The organism is Amycolatopsis nivea (assembly GCF_004522235.1).
Classification (GTDB): Bacteria; Actinomycetota; Actinomycetes; order Mycobacteriales; family Pseudonocardiaceae; genus Amycolatopsis; species Amycolatopsis nivea.
Genome location: NZ_SDLT01000033.1, coordinates 98,293 through 114,669, shown reverse-complemented (window position 1 = coordinate 114,669; position 16,377 = coordinate 98,293). Strand labels below are relative to the sequence as shown.

The window sequence follows — 16,377 nt, the reverse complement described above, 5'->3', positions numbered from 1 at the left end:
CCGAAGGGTTGTGGGAGAGTAGGACACCGCCGAACTTAACCACACAGTCTGGGCCCCGGTCGAGAACCCGAAGAGGGTTTTCCCGGGGCCCAGACTCATTTTCACGGACAAGTACGAGGCCCGGAACCCCAACAGGGGAACCGGGCCTTCGTCATGTCCGGGTCACAGCGGCAGTCCGCGGCCTCGGACGGGAGACGAGAACACCAGCGAGGTCGTCGTCTCGCCGTAGCGCTGGGCCTGTTCCACAAAACGCTCCAGTTCGGCCGTCGTGCGGCAGTGCACGCGGAGCAGCCAGCACTCGTCTCCGGTGACGTGATCGGCGTCCGTGATCTCCGGTAGCGGAAGGATCGTCTCGCGGAAGCGCGGGCCGTCCAGGCTCCGGACGCGAACCCGGACGATCGCCTGGATCGGGCGGCCCAGTTTCTCCGGATCGACGCGTGCCGCGTAGCCGATGATCACCCCGCGCTGTTCCAGCCGGCGCACTCGTTCCGTCACGGCGGGGGCGGACAGCGAGACCCGGCGGCCGAGTTCCGAGAACGTCAGGCGGCCGTCGGACTGGAGCAGCTCCAGCAGGTGCCGGTCAACGTCGTCCAGGTCCATCGCGGCACCCTCTCAGAAACTCAAGGCCAACTGCCGTCCAGACCCGGAAAACCCTGGTGAGGACGGCGGAACACCTGGATCTTCCCCTGTCCCGGACCAGGACCGGAACGGGAGGATCACCAGTGTGAAACCGCGCATCCTCTCCCTTCCCCACGAAGCCGCTAACGCCGTCGAGTACTTCGGGCGTGAGCTCGCCTTCGAGGTCGATCCGGTCGACCTTGCCCAGGACCTCGCCGACGGACGCACCGACGGCTACGCCCTCGTCGAAACCCGCAGCCCGGGCGCGTACGCCGAAGCTCACCTGCCGGGCGCGATCTGCTTGCCGTACCGGGAAATGACCGAGGAAAGCACCCGTGACCTCGACCGGAACCTCGTCTACGTCTGCTACTGCGAGAGCATCTACTGCAACGCCGCCACCCAGGGCGCGTACCGGCTCGCGCAGCTCGGCTTCACGGTGAAACGGCTCTCCGGCGGCATCACGACCTGGCTCGCCCACGGCTATCCGACGGAGGCCGGACAGCCCGTACCCTGGACGCCGTGACTCGTCTGCTCATCATCCAGCCCGACGCCAGCGACCCCATCGGCCCGCTCGGGGAGTGGCTCACCGAGGCCGGCGCGGAACTCGACGTGCGGCTGCCGCCGGAGCAGGAGTTGCCCTCGAGCCTCGACGGGTACGACGGGTTGATCTGTCTCGGCGGCGGCATGGGCGCGCTCGACGACGCGAAGCACCCCTGGCTCGCCGACGTCCGGAAGCTGCTCGCCACCGCGGCGGGGCATGCCTTGCCGACGCTCGGGATCTGTCTCGGTTCGCAGCTGCTCGCCGTCGCGACCGGCGGGCAGGTCGCGAAGGGCGAGTCCGGTCCCGAGGTCGGGCCGGGGCTCGTGTCCAAGAAGGACGCCGCGTGGGTCGATCCGCTCTTCGCGGACATGCCCTTCCTCCCGGACGTCCTGCAATTCCACGGCGACGTCATCACCGTCCTGCCGCAGAGCGCCGAGCTGCTCGCGTCCACTCCGAAGTACCCGCACCAGGCGTACCGGATGAACCGTTGTGTCTACGGTGTCCAGTTCCACATCGAGACCACGCCGGACGTCGTCCGCGCCTGGGCCGAGGCGGCACCGGAAATGGCGGAACTCACCCGTCCGGGCGCGCTGGAGGAGGAGAGCCTGATCTCAGCGCACGCGGACATCGCCGAGACGTGGCGTCCGTTCGCGCACCGGTTCGTCCAGTTGGCCGCCGGTCGGCTGGAGGCGGCTCCGGAAAGTCAACGCCAGTTGCCGCTCGCTTAACGGATGACGTCGGAATCACTTACGGCGAGTTAACGGTTCACCCAAACGGTCAGGTACCTTGCGAGAGGTATTTCCGTAGGGTTCGGAGGTCGGGGTGGACCCCTCGCTGCTCGTTGTCGTCGTGATCTGCACGGCGCTGGTTTTCGATTTCACCAACGGCTTCCACGACACGGCGAACGCGATGGCGACCTCGATCGCCACCGGAGCACTCCGGCCCCGCGTCGCCGTCGCGATCTCCGCGGTGCTGAACCTGGCCGGCGCGTTCCTGTCGGTCGAGGTCGCGAAAACGATTTCCAGCGGTCTCGTCGACGAGACGAGGATCGGGCCCGCCATCGTGTTCGGCGGGCTCATCGGGGCGATCGTCTGGAACCTCTTCACCTGGTACGTCGGCCTGCCGTCGAGTTCGTCGCACGCGCTGTTCGGCGGCTTGATCGGCGCGACCTGGGTGTCCGCGGGCGCGGACTCCGTCCATTTCGGCAAGATCGTGGACAAGGTGCTCGTCCCGGCCGCGGCGTCGCCGATCATCGCGGGAGTGGCGGCGGCCGCGGTCACGTACTTCGTCTACCGGTTCCTGGTGCGCAAGCGCGGCGGCCGGGGTTTCCGGGTCGGACAGATCGTCTCCGCGTCGCTGGTCTCGCTCGCGCACGGCACCAACGACGCGCAGAAAACCATGGGTGTCATCACCCTGACCCTCGTAGCGGCCGGCAGTCTCCCCGCCGGGTCCGCGCCGCCCGTGTGGGTGATCATCAGCGCCGCGTCCGCGCTCGCGCTCGGCACCTACCTCGGCGGCTGGCGCATCACCCACACTCTCGGCAAGGGCCTCACCGACATCGAAGGCCCGCAGGGCTTTTCCGCGCAGACCAGCAGCGCTGTCGTGATCCTGCTGTCCTCGCACCTCGGTTTCCCGCTGTCGACCACGCACGTCTGCTCGGGCGGCATCATCGGCTCCGGCGTCGGCCGTCGCGAGGCTCCGGTGCGTTGGCGGATGGCGGGCCGGATGGTGCTCGCGTGGCTGTTCACGCTGCCCGCGGCGGCCATCGTCGGCGCGGCGGCGGGCAAGATCGCCTCGCTCGGCGAGGCCGGGACGATCGCGGTCGGCGTCGCCGGGATTCTCTTCGCGGCCGGGATTTACCTCCTTTCCCGGCGTAAACCCGTCACCGCACACAGCTTCCAGGTCCCCGAACCCTCCGCTGTCGACACCGAACCGGACCGCCTGGCTGCCTGAACCGCCCCGGGTCCGGCTACGGTGTGAGCGATGGCAGAGCGCGCGCGGACCACAGCTTCGGCGGCCAGGTACGGCTTCACTGACACCCGGGCCGACGGTCAACTGCGCGCCGCGGGCTGGTGGACCGAAGGCGGACCCGCCGACGGCGCCACCGACGTCCTCCTCGCCCTCTCCCGCGCCGCGGATCCGGATCTCGCGCTGGCCGGGCTCGACCGCATTCGCGAGGCCGACGAACCCGGCTGGTCTGAACTGGACAGCACGCTCCGCGAGAACCGCACGTTCCGAGGTCGGCTACTGGGCGTGCTCGGCACCTCCACCGCGTTGGCGGATTTCCTCGTCGCCAATCCGGGGGAATGGCGGTGTCTCGCGGACAACCGGTGCACCGACCCGGCGAAGTTCGCGGAGCGGCTGCTCGAGCGGGTCCGCCAGGACGACGGGACGTACCTCACCGGGACCGCCGCCGAATCCGAGCTGCGGGCCGGTTACCGCGGGCTGCTGCTCGGCATCGCCGCCGCTGACCTCGGCCACCTCGTCGAACCCGGGCTGGAACATCCGGAGTTCCGGGACGTGGCCAGCGAGCTGACCACTCTCGCCGAGGCTTCGTTGCAGGCCGGGCTCGTCGTCGCCGAGCAGGAGCTCGGTGCGTCCGCCGAAGGCACACTCGCGGTGATCGCGATGGGCAAGACCGGCGGCCGTGAGCTGAACTACGTGAGCGACGTCGACGTCATCTTCGTCGGGGCCGGCGACCTCGGCGTCGCGACCCGGCTGGCCAGCACGATGATGCGGCTGGTCGGCAACGCGTGCTTCGAGGTCGACGCGGCGTTGCGGCCGGAAGGCAAGAGCGGGGCCCTGGTGCGCACGCTCGAAGGGCACACCGCGTACTACCAGAAGTGGGCGAAGACCTGGGAGTTCCAGGCTTTGCTGAAGGCGCGTCCGGTGGCGGGCGACGCCGAACTGGGCCGCCAGTACGCGGAGATGGTCGCGCCGATGGTGTGGTCGGCCGCGGACCGAGAGAACTTCGTGACCGAGGTCCAGCAGATGCGCCGGCGGGTGGAGGACCACGTCGCGTCGGAGCATCTCGAACGCGAGCTGAAGCTGGGCCGCGGCGGCCTGCGCGACGTCGAGTTCGCCGTGCAGCTGCTGCAGCTCGTGCACGGCCGGGTCGATCCCGCGCTGCGTTCATCGTCCACTTTGGACGCATTGGCCGCGCTGGGCGACGGCGGGTACGTCGGCCGCGCGGACGCGGCGGAGATGAGCTCGTCGTACGAGTTCCTGCGCACCGTCGAGCACCGGCTGCAGTTGCGCCGGTTGCGGCGGACGCACCTGTTCCCGGCCGCGTCGGACACCGATGAGCTGCGAATTCTCGCCCGTGCCTGTGGGATTCGGCCGGTGCGCGGACGCAGCCAGGGCGAGGCGTTGCTCGCCGAGTTCCGCCGGCACGCGCAGGGGATTCGGCGACTGCACGAGAAGGTCTTCTACCGTCCGCTGCTGCAGTCGGTGGCGAATGTGCCGACGGAAGCGTTGCGGCTCACCACGAAACAGGCAGCCAGCCGGCTCGCCGCGCTCGGCTATGCCGCGCCGGAGGGGGCGTTGCAGCACATCAAGGCGTTGACCGCCGGGGTGTCGCGGCGCGCGGCGATTCAGCAGGCGCTGCTTCCGGTGTTGCTCGATTGCCTCGCTGACACGCCGGATCCGGACGGTGGGCTGCTCTCGTATCGCAAGGTGTCCGAGGCGCTTCAGGACACGCCGTGGTACCTGCGGGTGCTGCGTGACGAAGGCACTGTCGTCGAGCGGCTCGCTTTCCTGCTCGGCACGTCGCACCTCGTTCCGGACCTGCTCGTCCGCGCGCCGGAAGTGCTGCAGCTGCTGGGAGATCCGGCTCGGTTGACCGGACGTACGCCAGCCGAAGTGGCGACGTCGCTTCGGGCCGCCGTACGCCGTCAGCCGGGGCTGAGCGCGGCGGTCACCGCTGCTCGATCGCTGCGTCGGCATGAGTTGCTTCGCGTCGCGTGCGCGGATTTGTTGGGACTGCTGGATGTTCCGTCGGTCTGCGAAGCGCTGTCGAGCGTGTGGGTCGCGGTGTTGCAGGGAGCGCTGTCGGCGGCTTACCGGCAACGGCAGGCTGAGCTGGGGCGCACTCCGGCGACGATCGCGGTCATCGGCATGGGCCGGCTCGGCGGGGCGGAACTGGGCTACGGCTCGGACGCCGACGTCCTCTTCGTCTGCGGACCCGCGGAAGGGGTTCCGGACGCCGAAGCGCTGCGGTTCGCTTCGTCAGTCGCGGAGACGGTGCGGAAGATCCTCGGCGCGCCGAGCGCGGACCCGGCATTGGTCGTCGACGCGGATCTCCGACCCGAAGGACGCAGCGGGCCGCTCGTGCGGACGCTGGAGTCGTACCGCGCGTACTACCAGCGCTGGGGCGAGGTGTGGGAATCGCAGGCGTTGCTGCGGGCCCGGTTCGTCGCGGGGGACGAGGAGCTCGGCCAGCGGTTCATCGAGATGATCGACCCGTTGCGTTATCCCGAAGGCGGGCTCGACCCGACGGACGCGCGCGAGATCCGGCGGATCAAGGCGCGGGTGGAGACCGAACGGCTCCCGCGTGGCGCAGACCCGACCCGGCACACCAAACTCGGCCGCGGCGGTCTCGCCGACGTCGAGTGGACCGTCCAGCTTCTGCAGTTGCAGCACGCGCACGAGGTGCCTGGCCTGCGGACGACGTCGACCCTCGACGCGCTGACCGCCTTGGCCGAAGCGGGCCTCGCGTCGGCTGAGGCGGTGGACTCGTTGCGCGAGGCCTGGCTGCTGGCCACGCGCGTGCGCAACGCGACGATGCTGGTGCGCGGCAAGGCAGCGGACGAGGTGCCCGGCACCGGCCGCGACCTGGCCGCGGTGGCGCGCGTGTTCGGCTACTCGGTGGACGACGACCCCGGCGAGTTCCTCGACGCCTACCGCCGTGTGACGCGGCACGCGCACGCCGTGGTCGAGGAACTCTTCTACGACAACTAGCCTGGACCTCGTGACCGACCGCGAACCGTTCCGCACCCGGATCAAGGTGCGCCACTACGAACTCGACACGCTGGGCCACCTGAACCACGCCGTCTACCACTCGTACGGCGAGGTTTCGCGGCTGGAAGTCTTCGAGGCGGCAGGCGGCAACACCCTGCACGAATCGCATCTCGCGCCGGTGCTGCTCGAATCGAACATCGTCTACCGGCGGGAACTGCGCGCCGGCGACGTGGTGGACGTTACCTGCGACGCCTCGTTCGGCGACGGCAAGGTGTTCTGGATGACCTCGCGCATCGTCAAGCTGGACGGGACGCTGTCGGCCGAGATCAAGTGCACGCTGGGGTTGATGGATCTGGAGAAGCGCAAGCTGGTGCCGGATCCGCGGGGGCATTTCGAGCGGGCCGGGGTCGACCTGAAGGTGCTGTCCACTTCGGAGTGAGCGCGCCTGGCCCAGACTTTCGAGACCGCTGGCGTGGGAGCGGCGCTCGGGCGACTCGCCGCCCTGATCGGCATGAATCCGGCCGACCGCGAGGCCGATGCCCCGGAATTCGTGGTGACGGTCCGACGGCATACCCGAAAGCCAGCGCGAGGACCGTCGTCGAAACCCTCGCCGCGGCTTGACGCCGGGGTCAGTCCAGCCGCATCCCGTGCCACACCAGGTCCACCACCCCTTCCGTCTCGGCTTTCCAATCTCCTTCCGGGGTAAGGAAAAACAGCCCGCCGAGACCGCGCATCAGGGTTTCCGTCTTCAGGTCCGGGCGGATCGTGCCCGCCTCCGCGTTCGCCTTGCGCAGGGTGTCGAGCGCGTCGAGCATCCGCGCGTACGCCTGCGTCGGCAGTTCGCTCTGCGACGCGCGCAACGCGTTGGCCAGCCCGCGTTTCGTCATCATGTAGTGCGCCAGGTGATCCACGATCCAGACGCGCAGCGCCTGATCGGGGGAATACTCGGCGAGCAATTCGGGCACGATCTCGACGAGCTGGTTCACCTCGCGTTCGTAGACGGCCAGCACGAGCGACTCCGGCGTGGGGAAGTGCCGGTACACCGTGCCGACGCCGACGCCCGCCTCCTTGGCGACCGCGTTGAACGACACTTCTCCTGCCCGGCTCACGGTTTCCGCCGCGACCGCGAGGATCCGTTCGTGGTTGCGCCGGGTGTCCGCCCGCCGCGGGCTCACCGGCATCGCGCCTCCCGGGGTGCTTCGCTTGCCTGACCTGGAGCTGCTCCAGCGTCACCTGGAGTAGCTCCACTTCGTTGCGTAGCGGATTCTAATCCGCTAGCCTCGGTCAAAGCGAGCCAAGCGGATGAATATCCGGTTTAACCTCCGGCGGCTCGCGTTCCCGAAGGGCCGTCACCACCACCATCACGCCGCAGGACGTCCGCCGCGGACGGGCTGCGGGAAAGCGAACCCTACTGTGGACATTTCCCTTGAAGTCAATGGAACAACCGAGGAGCTCGGCGTCGATCCGGGAGTGACCCTCCTGGACGCGCTGCGCGAGCGGCTCGGCATCACCGGCCCGAAGAAGGGCTGCGACCGCGGTCAGTGCGGCGCCTGCACCGTGCACGTCGACGGCAAGCCGGTGCTGTCCTGCCTCACGCTCGCGGCCGCCGTGCGCGGTCCCGTCACCACCGTCGAAGGACTGTCCGCCGAGGACGAACTGCACCCGGTGCAGCAGGCGTTCGTGGACCAGGACGCGCTGCAGTGCGGGTTCTGCACGTCCGGGCAGGTGATGTCGGCGGTCGCCGCGGTGCGCGACGACGTGTCCGACGTCCGCGAGTTCATGTCCGGAAATCTGTGCCGTTGTTCGGCGTACCCGAACATCGTGCGCGCCGTGGAGCAGGCGAGGCAGGCCGATGCGACCGTTTGAGCTCACCGCACCCGCCACCGTCGAGGACGCGCTGGGCAGCGCGGGCACCTATCTCGCGGGCGGCACCACCCTGGTCGACCTGATGAAGCTCGACGTTCTCACCCCGCAGCAGGTGCTGGACATCAACGACCTTCCGCTGCGGGGCATCGACACCGCGGACGGCCTGCGCTTCGGCGCGCTGGAGCGGATGGGCGACATCGCCGCGCATCCCGGCGTGTACCCGGCGATCTCGCGCGCGCTGTTGCTCAGCGCGTCGCAGCAGTTGCGGAACATGGCCAGCGTCGGCGGAAACCTGATGCAGCGCACCCGGTGCTCGTATTTCCGGGACGTCGCGATGCCGTGCAACCGGCGTGCTCCGGGCAGCGGCTGTTCGGCGATTTCCGGCGTCAACCGGATGCACGCGATCTTCGGCACCAGTGATTCCTGTGTGGCCACCCACGCCAGCGATGTCGCGGTCGCGCTGGTCGCGCTCGACGCGGAGGTCGTGCTGGCCGGCGCCGAGGGCACCCGGACGGTCCCGCTGTCCGAGTTCTACCGGCAGCCGGGCGAAACCCCGGAGATCGAGCACGACCTGCGTCCGGGCGAGCTGATCACCGAGGTGCGCGTGCCGCGGCTCGACTGGGCGGAGAACTCGACGTACGTCAAGATCCGCGACCGGCAGTCGTACGAATTCGCGCTGTGCTCGGCGGCGGTCGCGCTCGACGTGCGCGACGGGAAGATCGCCGACGCCCGCGTGGCGGCTGGCGGAGTCGGGACGGTTCCGTGGCGGCTGCCCGCCGTGGAAGAGGCGCTGCGCGGCGCGGAGCTGACCGAGGAAGCCTTCGCCGCTGCCGCCGCGGTGGCCGTCGAGGGGGCAAAGCCGTTGTCCGGCAACGTGTTCAAACCTTCGCTGCTGAAGCGGACGATCGTCCGCGCGCTGCTCGAACTGACCGAAGGGAGCCGGGCATGAGTGCGCGGCTGGACGGTCCGCGGAAAGTCACCGGCCAGGCCGATTACGCGCTGGACCGCACGTTCCCGGGCATGCTGTACGGGTACATCGTGCTCAGCACGATCGCGCACGGCGAGATCACCGCGATGGACGTCACCGCGGCGAAGAGCGCGCCCGGGGTCGTGAGCGTCTACAGCCCGTTCGACCCGCTCGAACTGCACCCGTTCAAGTCGCAGCTGATGGGCGATTTGTGGCTCCCGCTGCAGGACCGGGACGTGGTGTTCTACGGGCAGCCGATCGGGCTGGTCGTCGCGGAGACGTTCGAACAGGCACGGGACGCGGCGGGGCTGATCGAGGTCTCCTACCAGGAGAAGCCCGCGCTGACGTCGATGGAGGACGGGCTCGCGACCGCGGAGGACGCACCGGAAAGCCGGGGCAGCGCGCCGTCGATCGAGGTGCTCGCCGACGGTGTCGAGTCCATCGCGGACGCACTGGCGGAGAGCGCGGTCGTCGTTTCGGAGACCTACCGCACCGCGACGCAGAACCACGCCGCGATGGAGCCGCATTCGGCGGTCGCGAAGTGGGACGGCGGCGAGCTCACCCTCTACAGCGGAAACCAGGCCAGTTACCTGCAGGCCATGGAAATGGCCGGGGTGCTCGGCATCGAGCCGTCGGCTGTGCACGCGGTGAACCCGTACGTGGGCGGCGCGTTCGGCGGCAAGGCGGGCACCTCGGCTCCGGGGATGCTGGCTGCGGCCGCCGCCAAGGCGCTCGACCGTCCGGTGAAGTGCGCGCTCACCCGCGAGCAGGTGTTCACGGCGACGGCGAACCGGCCGGCCACGGTGCAGAAGATCGCACTGGGCGCGGACCGCGACGGCACGCTGATCGCGGTGCAGCACGACTCCTGGTCGGCCACGTCGATGAGCCGGTCCTTCGTGGAGCCGACGTCGCACGGCACCTCGCGCGAGTGGTACTCGACGCAGAACCTGTCGATCAGCCAGAAAATGGTGCCGCTGCACATCCCGCCGGGCACGTTCATGCGCGCACCCGGGGAGGCGTCGGGTTCGTTCGCGCTCGAAAGCGCGATCGACGAACTCGCGATCGCGCTGGAGATGGATCCGATCGAACTGCGGAAGCGCAACAGTTCGCTCGCTCCTCCCGGCGTCGATCTGCAGTGGTCGAGCAAGCACCTCGACGAGTGCTACGAGGTCGGGGCGCAGCGGTTCGGCTGGGCGAACCGGTCGCCGCGCGGGCACGTCGACGGGGACTGGCTCGTCGGCATGGGCACGGCCACCGCGATGTTCCCGGGGCTGCGCTTCCCGGCGACGGTCGAGATCGTGCTGAACGCGGACGGGACCGCGGACGTGTCCACCGGCGGGGCGGACCCGGGCACCGGGCTGCTCACCGTGCTGGCCACGATCGGGGCCGAATCCCTCGACATCGACCCGGAACGCGTCACCCCGCACCTGGGCGATTCCCGGTTCGCGCCGGGCGGCATGTCCGGCGGCTCGACCGCCACGGCGAGCACCGGCACCGCGATCATGCTCGCGGCCACCGAACTGCTCGACGAACTGGTGGCGCTCGCCGCCGAGCCGGGCGCGCCGTTCGAGGGCGAGGTCGTCACGTACGCCGAGGGGCTGCTGCACGGCAACAACGGCACCATGCCGTTCGGTGAACTGCTGCGCGCGATCGGCCGGGAATCCTTGTCCGCCAGGGGTTCCTCGGCTCCGGGCGAGGAGATGACGAAGCATTCGTTCAGCTCCTTCGGCGCACAGTTCTGCGAGGTCCGGGTGCACCGGCTGACCCGCGAGGTCCGGGTGTCGAGGATGCTGGGCGTCTTCGACGGCGGCCGGATCATCAACCCGACGCAGGCGCGGAGCCAGCTGTCCGGCGGCATGATCTGGGGCGTTTCGGCGGCCCTGCACGAGGGGCTGGAAACGGAGCCGAGCGGACGTCCGGCGAACGCGGACTTCGCGAGCTACCTGCTGCCGGTCAACGCCGACATCCCGGAGATCGACGTGCAGTTCGTCGAGTACCCGGACACGCTGCACAACGCGGTCGGAGCCCGTGGTGTCGGCGAGATCGGCGCGGTGGGCATGGCGGCCGCGGTGGCGAACGCGGTGTGCAACGCGACCGGCATCCGGGTGCGGAGCATTCCGATCATGATCGAGGATCTGCTGGTGGAGTGACCGAGGAGGGGGCGTCCGGGTGCGGGCGCCCCCTTCCGGCTTAACCGGCGGTTCGGACTCGGCGGTTTCGCGGCTCGTCGGGGAGTGCGCCGCAGCGCGGTTGCGCCTTTTCCGCGTTTCCCCTCGCGGATGTTCACCGCGGCTCAGCCAGGCAGTTGAGCCCCGTCCGGAAAGTCCGTGGACCGGCTCAGCTCCGCCCATTCCGAGATCTCCTTGTCGACCGCCGCGCGGCCGTTCGCGATGAGGCGGAGGGCGTCGGAGCCGAGGACCAGGTGCGCGGGCGGGTTCGGCACGTCGAGGATGTGCAGCACCGCCTCCGCGGCCTTCTGAGGATTGCCGAGTTGTTTGCCGCTGGCCGCGAGGCGGTGGTCGCGGATCGGGTTCATCACCTGGTCGTAGTCCGGCACCGAACGGTCGGTGCGGACCATCGACCGGCCCGCCCAGTCGGTGCGGAACGATCCCGGCGCGATCGCGGTGACGTGCACGCCGAACGGTGCGACTTCCTTGCCCACCGTTTCGAGAATGCCTTCGACGGCGTACTTGCTGCCTTGGTAGAACGACGTGCCCGGCACGGTGATCAGCCCGGCCATCGACGTCACGCCGAGGATGTGCCCGCGCCGCCGTTGCCGCAGGTACGGCAGCACCGCCTTCACCGTCGCGACGACGCCGAACACGTTCACCTCGAACTGCGCGCGCAGCTCAGCCATCGTCGACTCTTCGAAGACGCCCTCGTGGCCGTACCCGGCGTTGGCGATGGCGACGTCGATCGGCCCTACCTCGGCCTCGATCTCGTCGACGGTTCGGAACACCGCCTCGTCATCGGTGACGTCGAGGATGCGCGCGAGGGATTTCCCCGGCCGGAGCTGCTCGAACTCCTCGGCGTCGGCCTGCTTGCGGACGGTGCCGACGACGGTGTGGCCGGCTTCGAGCGCGGCCTCGGCGAACGCCCGGCCGAGCCCTGAGCTGGCGCCGGTGATCAGGAAGAGCTTGGTCATGCAGCAAACTCTACACCGCGTCGAGAAAAATCTGCACAGCGTCAAAAATAGTCGGCGTGATAGAACGTGCAGGTGGAAGAGCGAAGCACCCGCCGCCGGACGGCTCCGACCAAAGGAGACCTGCGCGAACGCGCGATTCTCGACGCGGCGGAGCAGCAGCTGAACGAGACGGGCGGGGCGTGCATGACCGTCGCCACGATCGCGCAGGAAGCCGGGATCACCCGGGGCGCGCTCTACTTCTACTTCGGGTCCAAGAACGAGGTGCTCGCCGCGCTGGTCGAGCGGACGGTGACCAAGCTGCGCGCCGAGGTCGCCGCGGTGGACGCGGCCGCCGCGGCTCCCGGCGACGCGGTCCGGCAAGGGCTCGAGCAGACCGCGCGGATGTGGCGCGAGCACGGCACGGTGATGCGCACGGCGGTCGAACTCTCCCCGTCAGTGCCGGCGATCGACCAGGCGTGGCGCTCCGCGGTGGTCGCGCTCGCCGACACCATGGCAGGCGTCGCCGAACGCTCCGGACTTCCGTCCGGGACCGCGGCGGAGGTCGCCGCGGCATTGGTCTGGATGACCGAACGCGTCTTCTATCAGGCGTTTATCGCGGACAGTTCGCTGGACGACGCGGCCGCGACGCTGACCCGGGTGTGGCTGGCGGCGCTCGGCATCCCGGCCTAGCGCCTGGCCGCTCGGCGGGCACATCGGAGACCGACGTGTACTAGCGGGTTGCGACGCCCTTCGAGGTCGTGCCCGCACGGACCAGGCGGGCGCGACATTGGGGCAACGATGGCTCTCCGCGGAACTTCGAGGCAACGTCATTCGGTGCTTCACGTCTTTGTGGGCAGAGATTCGCCAAAAGACACGGGGAGCACGAAATGGGATTCACCGCGATGAAGTCGATGAAGCTGGTCATGGTCGGCGGGGCGGTCGCTGCGACCGCGTTGCTTTCCGCGTGCAGCGGAAACAATGTCGACGGAAATGGTTCCGCGGCGAAGAGCGTTTCCGACGCGGCGGCCGTCAAGCAGAGCCCGCAGGGCGGTTCCGCAGGTGCGGCAGGCACCGCGGCCACGTCGAACGGCGATGTCAACTGCAGCAAGCACGGCGGGCAGGTCGGCCCGGCTGGCGGCAAGCAAATGGATCTGATCGCAGTGCAAAGCGCGAACGGAACCATTCCCGGCTGCACCGAAGCATTCAACGTGATGACGAAATACTACGAATTGGCGCCGTCGCAGGGCGAAGGCCCCGGCCACCGGGTTCTCGGCATTGAAGGGCACTGGGACTGCGCCTTGGGCGCGGAAGAGGAATTCGCCCAGGGCGTCGTGAACTGCGGCAAGGACGGCGGCACCGAGTTCATGATCAAGACCGCGCCGACCGGCGGCACCGGCGGCCAGCAGCCCGCCGCCCCGACGCGCCGCTTCCCGAACACGACGCAGACTGTGCAGTTCGCCGGGTTCGACCGTTCGGTGAACATGGCCCAGTTCCAGCTGGTCACCTGGAAGAAGGGCGGCCCGGACAACGGCCAGTTCGTCCCGGCTGACGCCAAGACCTACCGGCTCCCGGTGAGCAAGACCGCGCAGGTCTTCGGCGCGGCCGAGCTGTGCCCGGGCGGCGAGGTCGCCCTCGACCCGCAGGGCCGTGGCACGAACCCGTGCACCGAGCAGGCTCTGATGGACGCGCTGACCGGCGCGAAGCCGCTGTACGCCGAGATCCACGTCGACAAGAACGACACCATCGACGTCGTCAAGGAGCTCTACCGCCCCTGAGCGGATCGCGAACCGGCGGCCGGGTGCGTCCTGGCCGCCGGTTCGCGTTATGCGGCGAGTTTTCGTTGCCCGGCATCGAAACTGCGCAACGCGGCGCCGACGGCCGCGGCGACGGCGATCTCGTAGACCTCGTCTTCCTGGTATTTCGTGGTCAGCTCGGCGAAATCGGCGTCGGTGAGCCGGTAAGACGCGTCGCGAACCTTCTCCGCGAACGGCTGCAACGGCGCGGGCAGGCCGTCGCCGCTGGCCGCCGCCTTGCGCAGCGCCGGGTCGGTTGACGCGGGTGCAGTGAACACGGAATACCGCAGGTTCTCCACCGGATCCTCGTGCTTGCCGCTCGGACCACCGGCGAGCAGAAACCCGGGGAACCGGTACCCGAATTTGTGCAAGGCACGGGTCCCGCTCTCCAGTTGCCCTTCGCGAAGCATGAAGCCGAACGCGTTCGCGAGCCGGTTGACGATGTTCCACACCAGATTCACCCGCAGCGCTTCGCGAATCGCCTCCGGCGGAAGATCCGGCAGCACGATCTGGTCCGGGTTCAGCGTGACGGTCTCCAGGAACGCCCGAACGGTGCGCACCTCGGGCCGCGCCGCGTCCGGCCGCGACGGGTCGATCTCGCCTTGTCCGGCGATCCGGGTCAGCTCCGCGTGCGAGTCGATGCAGAACGGGCACTCGTGCAGCAACGCCGTTGACATGGCGAGGAATTCGCGTTCCCCGGCCGTCCAGAACGACGGGCCGCGCATCGCCGGAACGGTGACGTCCAGCAACGGCCGGGCGAAAAAGCCGGGCCGGTACAACAGCATCTTGACTATGTCCGGCGGCTGTTTCGACGTGGCCGACATGAACATCTTGGCGCGCAGGCGATGTCCGTTGTCGAGAATGGACAGTCTCATCAGGACTCCAAGGTGGTTAAGCGGCTGGCGAGGAATCGCCGGTCGGCTGGATTGAGAGCGAGTTCGTGGGCGCGCCGGTACGCGGCCATCGCCTCGTCGGTACGGCCGAGCCGGCGCAGCAGATCGGCGCGCGCGGCGTGCATGAGGTGGTACCGGTCAAGCCCGTCGATACCGTCGATCAGCGCCAGGCCTTCTTCCGGACTGGTGGCCATGGCGACCGCGACGGCGTGGTTCAACGCGATCACCGGCGACGGATTCGTTTCGTACAACCGTTGATACAGCCCGGCGATCGCTGCCCAGTCGGTGTCCGCGGCGGAACGAGCCTGCGCGTGCTGGACGGCAATGGCGGCCTGCAACTGATACGGCCCAGGATTCTCGAAGCGCAGCGCCCGGTCCAGCAGACCGATCGCTTCGGCGATTTCGTCGTGGTCCCAACGGCTTCGGTTCTGGTCTTCGAGCAACACGACGTCGCCGTCCGGCGTGTAGCGAGCGGCGGTGCGCGAATCGTGCACGAGCAGCAGCGAGACCAGGCCGAGCGCCTCGGGTTCGTCCGGCATGAGCGTCGCGACCAGTTTCGCCAGCCGGATCGCTTCCTGTTGCAGCTCCCGGTGTTCCGGCGCGGTGTAGCCTTGGGTGAAGATCAAGTACAACACCGCCAAGACCCCGGACAACCGCTCCGGCAGCAGATGATCGGCCGGTACGGCGAGGCTGATCCCGGCGTCGCGGATCTTGCGTTTGGCCCGCACCAGCCGCTGCGCCAGCGTCGCCTCGCTGACCAGGAACGTCCGCGCGATCTGCGCCGCGGTCAGCCCGGCCACCGCCTGCAGGGTCAACGCGACGCGGGCCTCCTCGGCGAGCGCGGGGTGGCAGCAGGTGAAGACGAGACTGAGCCGTTCGTCGCCGATCGCGAGCAGGCTGTCCTCGGACCGATCCACCGTGACCTCCGGCTGTTCCCCGAGCTGAGCGAGCTTCTCCAGGCCGCGGCGGGCGCGCCGGAGCCGGTCGATCGCGCTGTTGCGGGCGGCGGTCAGCAGCCACGCCATGGGGTCGTCCGGCGGCTTGTCGCCCCAGCTGCGCAGGGCGAGCGCGCAGGCGTCCTGGAGCGCGTCCTCGGCGAGTTCGAAGTCGCCGAGGACGCGGACCAGCGCCGCGAGCATCCGGGCCCGGTGCTCGCGATAGACCTCCCGCAGCAGCGGCGACGTCATGCGTGGCCGGTCAGCCCGGGCACACTGGCGACCGGGCGCACCTCGACGGTGCCGACCGCGGCCATCGGGCACAGCGCGGCGAGTTCGAGGGCTTCGTCGAGATCGCGGCAGTCCAGGACGTAGACGCCGCCGAGATGCTCGTGGGTCTCCAGGAACGGCCCGTCGGTGATCAGCGTCTTCCCGTCGCGGACGCTGACCGTGGTGGCGGTGTGCTCGCCTTGCAGCGGATGCTCGGACACGAGCGCCCCGCGCCGGCGGCATTCGTCGGCGAACGCGTTCACCCTGGCCAGCGCGTCCGGGAAGGCCGGATCGCCGGGTTCCGGGCGGTCGCAGTTGTAGATCACCAGCAGGTACAGCATGTGTCCTCCGAGGGCCGGTCCGGCGAGTTCGCAATGGAAGACGAACGCGTCGACCGTAACTCGACAGCGC

Annotated in this window: 16 protein-coding genes; 10 read left to right on the top strand and 6 right to left on the bottom strand. The window is 69.2% G+C overall.

The window, feature by feature from the left end; genetic code table 11:
• Nucleotides 1-162 precede the first annotated feature (162 nt).
• Nucleotides 163-600: an Lrp/AsnC family transcriptional regulator gene (locus EIZ44_RS31945; protein ID WP_037818244.1), complete on the bottom strand. Its 438-nt coding sequence runs from the start codon at nucleotides 598-600 to the stop codon at nucleotides 163-165.
• 124 nt (nucleotides 601-724) lie between these two features.
• On the opposite strand from EIZ44_RS31945, the gene EIZ44_RS31940 reads away from it, so the two are divergent.
• The 5 genes from EIZ44_RS31940 to EIZ44_RS31920 all read left to right on the top strand — a co-directional run bounded on the left by EIZ44_RS31940 (nucleotide 725) and on the right by EIZ44_RS31920 (nucleotide 6,557).
• Nucleotides 725-1,141 carry a rhodanese-like domain-containing protein gene (locus EIZ44_RS31940; RefSeq protein WP_037818245.1) on the top strand — a complete coding sequence of 139 codons (417 nt, stop codon included), beginning with the start codon at nucleotides 725-727 and terminating at the stop codon, nucleotides 1,139-1,141.
• Nucleotides 1,138-1,887, top strand: coding sequence for a type 1 glutamine amidotransferase (locus EIZ44_RS31935; RefSeq protein ID WP_037818246.1), 750 nt, complete (start codon nucleotides 1,138-1,140; stop codon nucleotides 1,885-1,887). Before EIZ44_RS31940 ends, EIZ44_RS31935 begins: the two co-directional genes overlap by 4 nt.
• Before the next feature lie 94 nt (nucleotides 1,888-1,981).
• Nucleotides 1,982-3,112, top strand: coding sequence for an inorganic phosphate transporter (locus tag EIZ44_RS31930; RefSeq protein WP_037818247.1), 1,131 nt, complete (start codon nucleotides 1,982-1,984; stop codon nucleotides 3,110-3,112).
• 30 nt (nucleotides 3,113-3,142) lie between these two features.
• Nucleotides 3,143-6,118, top strand: coding sequence for a bifunctional [glutamine synthetase] adenylyltransferase/[glutamine synthetase]-adenylyl-L-tyrosine phosphorylase (locus tag EIZ44_RS31925; RefSeq protein ID WP_037818248.1), 2,976 nt, complete (start codon nucleotides 3,143-3,145; stop codon nucleotides 6,116-6,118).
• A gap of 10 nt (nucleotides 6,119-6,128) precedes the next feature.
• Nucleotides 6,129-6,557 carry an acyl-CoA thioesterase gene (locus EIZ44_RS31920; RefSeq protein ID WP_037818249.1) on the top strand — a complete coding sequence of 143 codons (429 nt, stop codon included), beginning with the start codon at nucleotides 6,129-6,131 and terminating at the stop codon, nucleotides 6,555-6,557.
• A 190-nt stretch (nucleotides 6,558-6,747) separates the two neighbouring features.
• Here the strand turns inward: EIZ44_RS31920 and EIZ44_RS31915 are convergent, their stop codons facing one another.
• The gene (locus EIZ44_RS31915) at nucleotides 6,748-7,299 is read right to left on the bottom strand and encodes a TetR/AcrR family transcriptional regulator (RefSeq protein ID WP_134732842.1); all 552 of its coding nucleotides are present in this window, start codon (nucleotides 7,297-7,299) and stop codon (nucleotides 6,748-6,750) included.
• A 232-nt stretch (nucleotides 7,300-7,531) separates the two neighbouring features.
• On the opposite strand from EIZ44_RS31915, the gene EIZ44_RS31910 reads away from it, so the two are divergent.
• Genes EIZ44_RS31910 through EIZ44_RS31900 form a run of 3 tightly spaced genes read left to right on the top strand, consistent with a single transcriptional unit; the run spans nucleotide 7,532 to nucleotide 11,101 of the window.
• Nucleotides 7,532-7,984, top strand: a complete 453-nt coding sequence (locus EIZ44_RS31910) for a (2Fe-2S)-binding protein (RefSeq protein ID WP_037818251.1) — start codon at nucleotides 7,532-7,534, stop codon at nucleotides 7,982-7,984.
• Nucleotides 7,971-8,933, top strand: coding sequence for an FAD binding domain-containing protein (locus tag EIZ44_RS31905; RefSeq protein WP_037818252.1), 963 nt, complete (start codon nucleotides 7,971-7,973; stop codon nucleotides 8,931-8,933). Before EIZ44_RS31910 ends, EIZ44_RS31905 begins: the two co-directional genes overlap by 14 nt.
• Complete coding sequence (locus EIZ44_RS31900) at nucleotides 8,930-11,101, top strand: xanthine dehydrogenase family protein molybdopterin-binding subunit (protein WP_037818253.1); 2,172 nt, start codon at nucleotides 8,930-8,932, stop codon at nucleotides 11,099-11,101. The genes EIZ44_RS31905 and EIZ44_RS31900 overlap by 4 nt, the downstream gene beginning before the upstream one ends.
• Before the next feature lie 143 nt (nucleotides 11,102-11,244).
• Here the strand turns inward: EIZ44_RS31900 and EIZ44_RS31895 are convergent, their stop codons facing one another.
• The gene (locus EIZ44_RS31895; RefSeq protein ID WP_037818254.1) at nucleotides 11,245-12,096 is read right to left on the bottom strand and encodes an oxidoreductase; all 852 of its coding nucleotides are present in this window, start codon (nucleotides 12,094-12,096) and stop codon (nucleotides 11,245-11,247) included.
• Between the two features lie 72 nt (nucleotides 12,097-12,168).
• Here EIZ44_RS31895 and EIZ44_RS31890 point away from each other — a divergent pair, with 72 nt between their 5' ends.
• On the top strand, nucleotides 12,169-12,765 hold the full coding sequence (locus EIZ44_RS31890; RefSeq protein ID WP_037818407.1) for a TetR/AcrR family transcriptional regulator: 597 nt from the start codon (nucleotides 12,169-12,171) through the stop codon (nucleotides 12,763-12,765).
• 197 nt (nucleotides 12,766-12,962) lie between these two features.
• Nucleotides 12,963-13,850, top strand: a complete 888-nt coding sequence (locus tag EIZ44_RS31885) for a hypothetical protein (protein WP_134732840.1) — start codon at nucleotides 12,963-12,965, stop codon at nucleotides 13,848-13,850.
• A 47-nt stretch (nucleotides 13,851-13,897) separates the two neighbouring features.
• Here the strand turns inward: EIZ44_RS31885 and EIZ44_RS31880 are convergent, their stop codons facing one another.
• The 3 genes from EIZ44_RS31880 to EIZ44_RS31870 are packed head-to-tail and all read right to left on the bottom strand — an operon-like array spanning nucleotide 13,898 to nucleotide 16,307.
• Nucleotides 13,898-14,743: a carboxymuconolactone decarboxylase family protein gene (locus tag EIZ44_RS31880; RefSeq protein WP_134732838.1), complete on the bottom strand. Its 846-nt coding sequence runs from the start codon at nucleotides 14,741-14,743 to the stop codon at nucleotides 13,898-13,900.
• Nucleotides 14,743-15,948, bottom strand: a complete 1,206-nt coding sequence (locus EIZ44_RS31875; RefSeq protein WP_134732836.1) for an RNA polymerase sigma factor — start codon at nucleotides 15,946-15,948, stop codon at nucleotides 14,743-14,745. Before EIZ44_RS31875 ends, EIZ44_RS31880 begins: the two co-directional genes overlap by 1 nt.
• Nucleotides 15,945-16,307 (bottom strand): YciI family protein, encoded by a 363-nt coding sequence (locus EIZ44_RS31870; protein ID WP_037818257.1) that lies wholly within the window; start codon nucleotides 16,305-16,307, stop codon nucleotides 15,945-15,947. The genes EIZ44_RS31875 and EIZ44_RS31870 overlap by 4 nt, the downstream gene beginning before the upstream one ends.
• Nucleotides 16,308-16,377: the final 70 nt, after the last annotated feature.

Coding starts and splice junctions, on each gene's coding strand:
- EIZ44_RS31880 (WP_134732838.1), bottom strand. CDS start 14,743: ATGAGACTGTCCATTCTCGACAACGGACATCGCCTGCGCGCCAAGATG.
- EIZ44_RS31895 (WP_037818254.1), bottom strand. CDS start 12,096: ATGACCAAGCTCTTCCTGATCACCGGCGCCAGCTCAGGGCTCGGCCGG.
- EIZ44_RS31925 (WP_037818248.1), top strand. CDS start 3,143: ATGGCAGAGCGCGCGCGGACCACAGCTTCGGCGGCCAGGTACGGCTTC.
- EIZ44_RS31905 (WP_037818252.1), top strand. CDS start 7,971: ATGCGACCGTTTGAGCTCACCGCACCCGCCACCGTCGAGGACGCGCTG.
- EIZ44_RS31885 (WP_134732840.1), top strand. CDS start 12,963: ATGGGATTCACCGCGATGAAGTCGATGAAGCTGGTCATGGTCGGCGGG.
- EIZ44_RS31915 (WP_134732842.1), bottom strand. CDS start 7,299: ATGCCGGTGAGCCCGCGGCGGGCGGACACCCGGCGCAACCACGAACGG.
- EIZ44_RS31900 (WP_037818253.1), top strand. CDS start 8,930: ATGAGTGCGCGGCTGGACGGTCCGCGGAAAGTCACCGGCCAGGCCGAT.
- EIZ44_RS31945 (WP_037818244.1), bottom strand. CDS start 600: ATGGACCTGGACGACGTTGACCGGCACCTGCTGGAGCTGCTCCAGTCC.
- EIZ44_RS31875 (WP_134732836.1), bottom strand. CDS start 15,948: ATGACGTCGCCGCTGCTGCGGGAGGTCTATCGCGAGCACCGGGCCCGG.
- EIZ44_RS31870 (WP_037818257.1), bottom strand. CDS start 16,307: ATGCTGTACCTGCTGGTGATCTACAACTGCGACCGCCCGGAACCCGGC.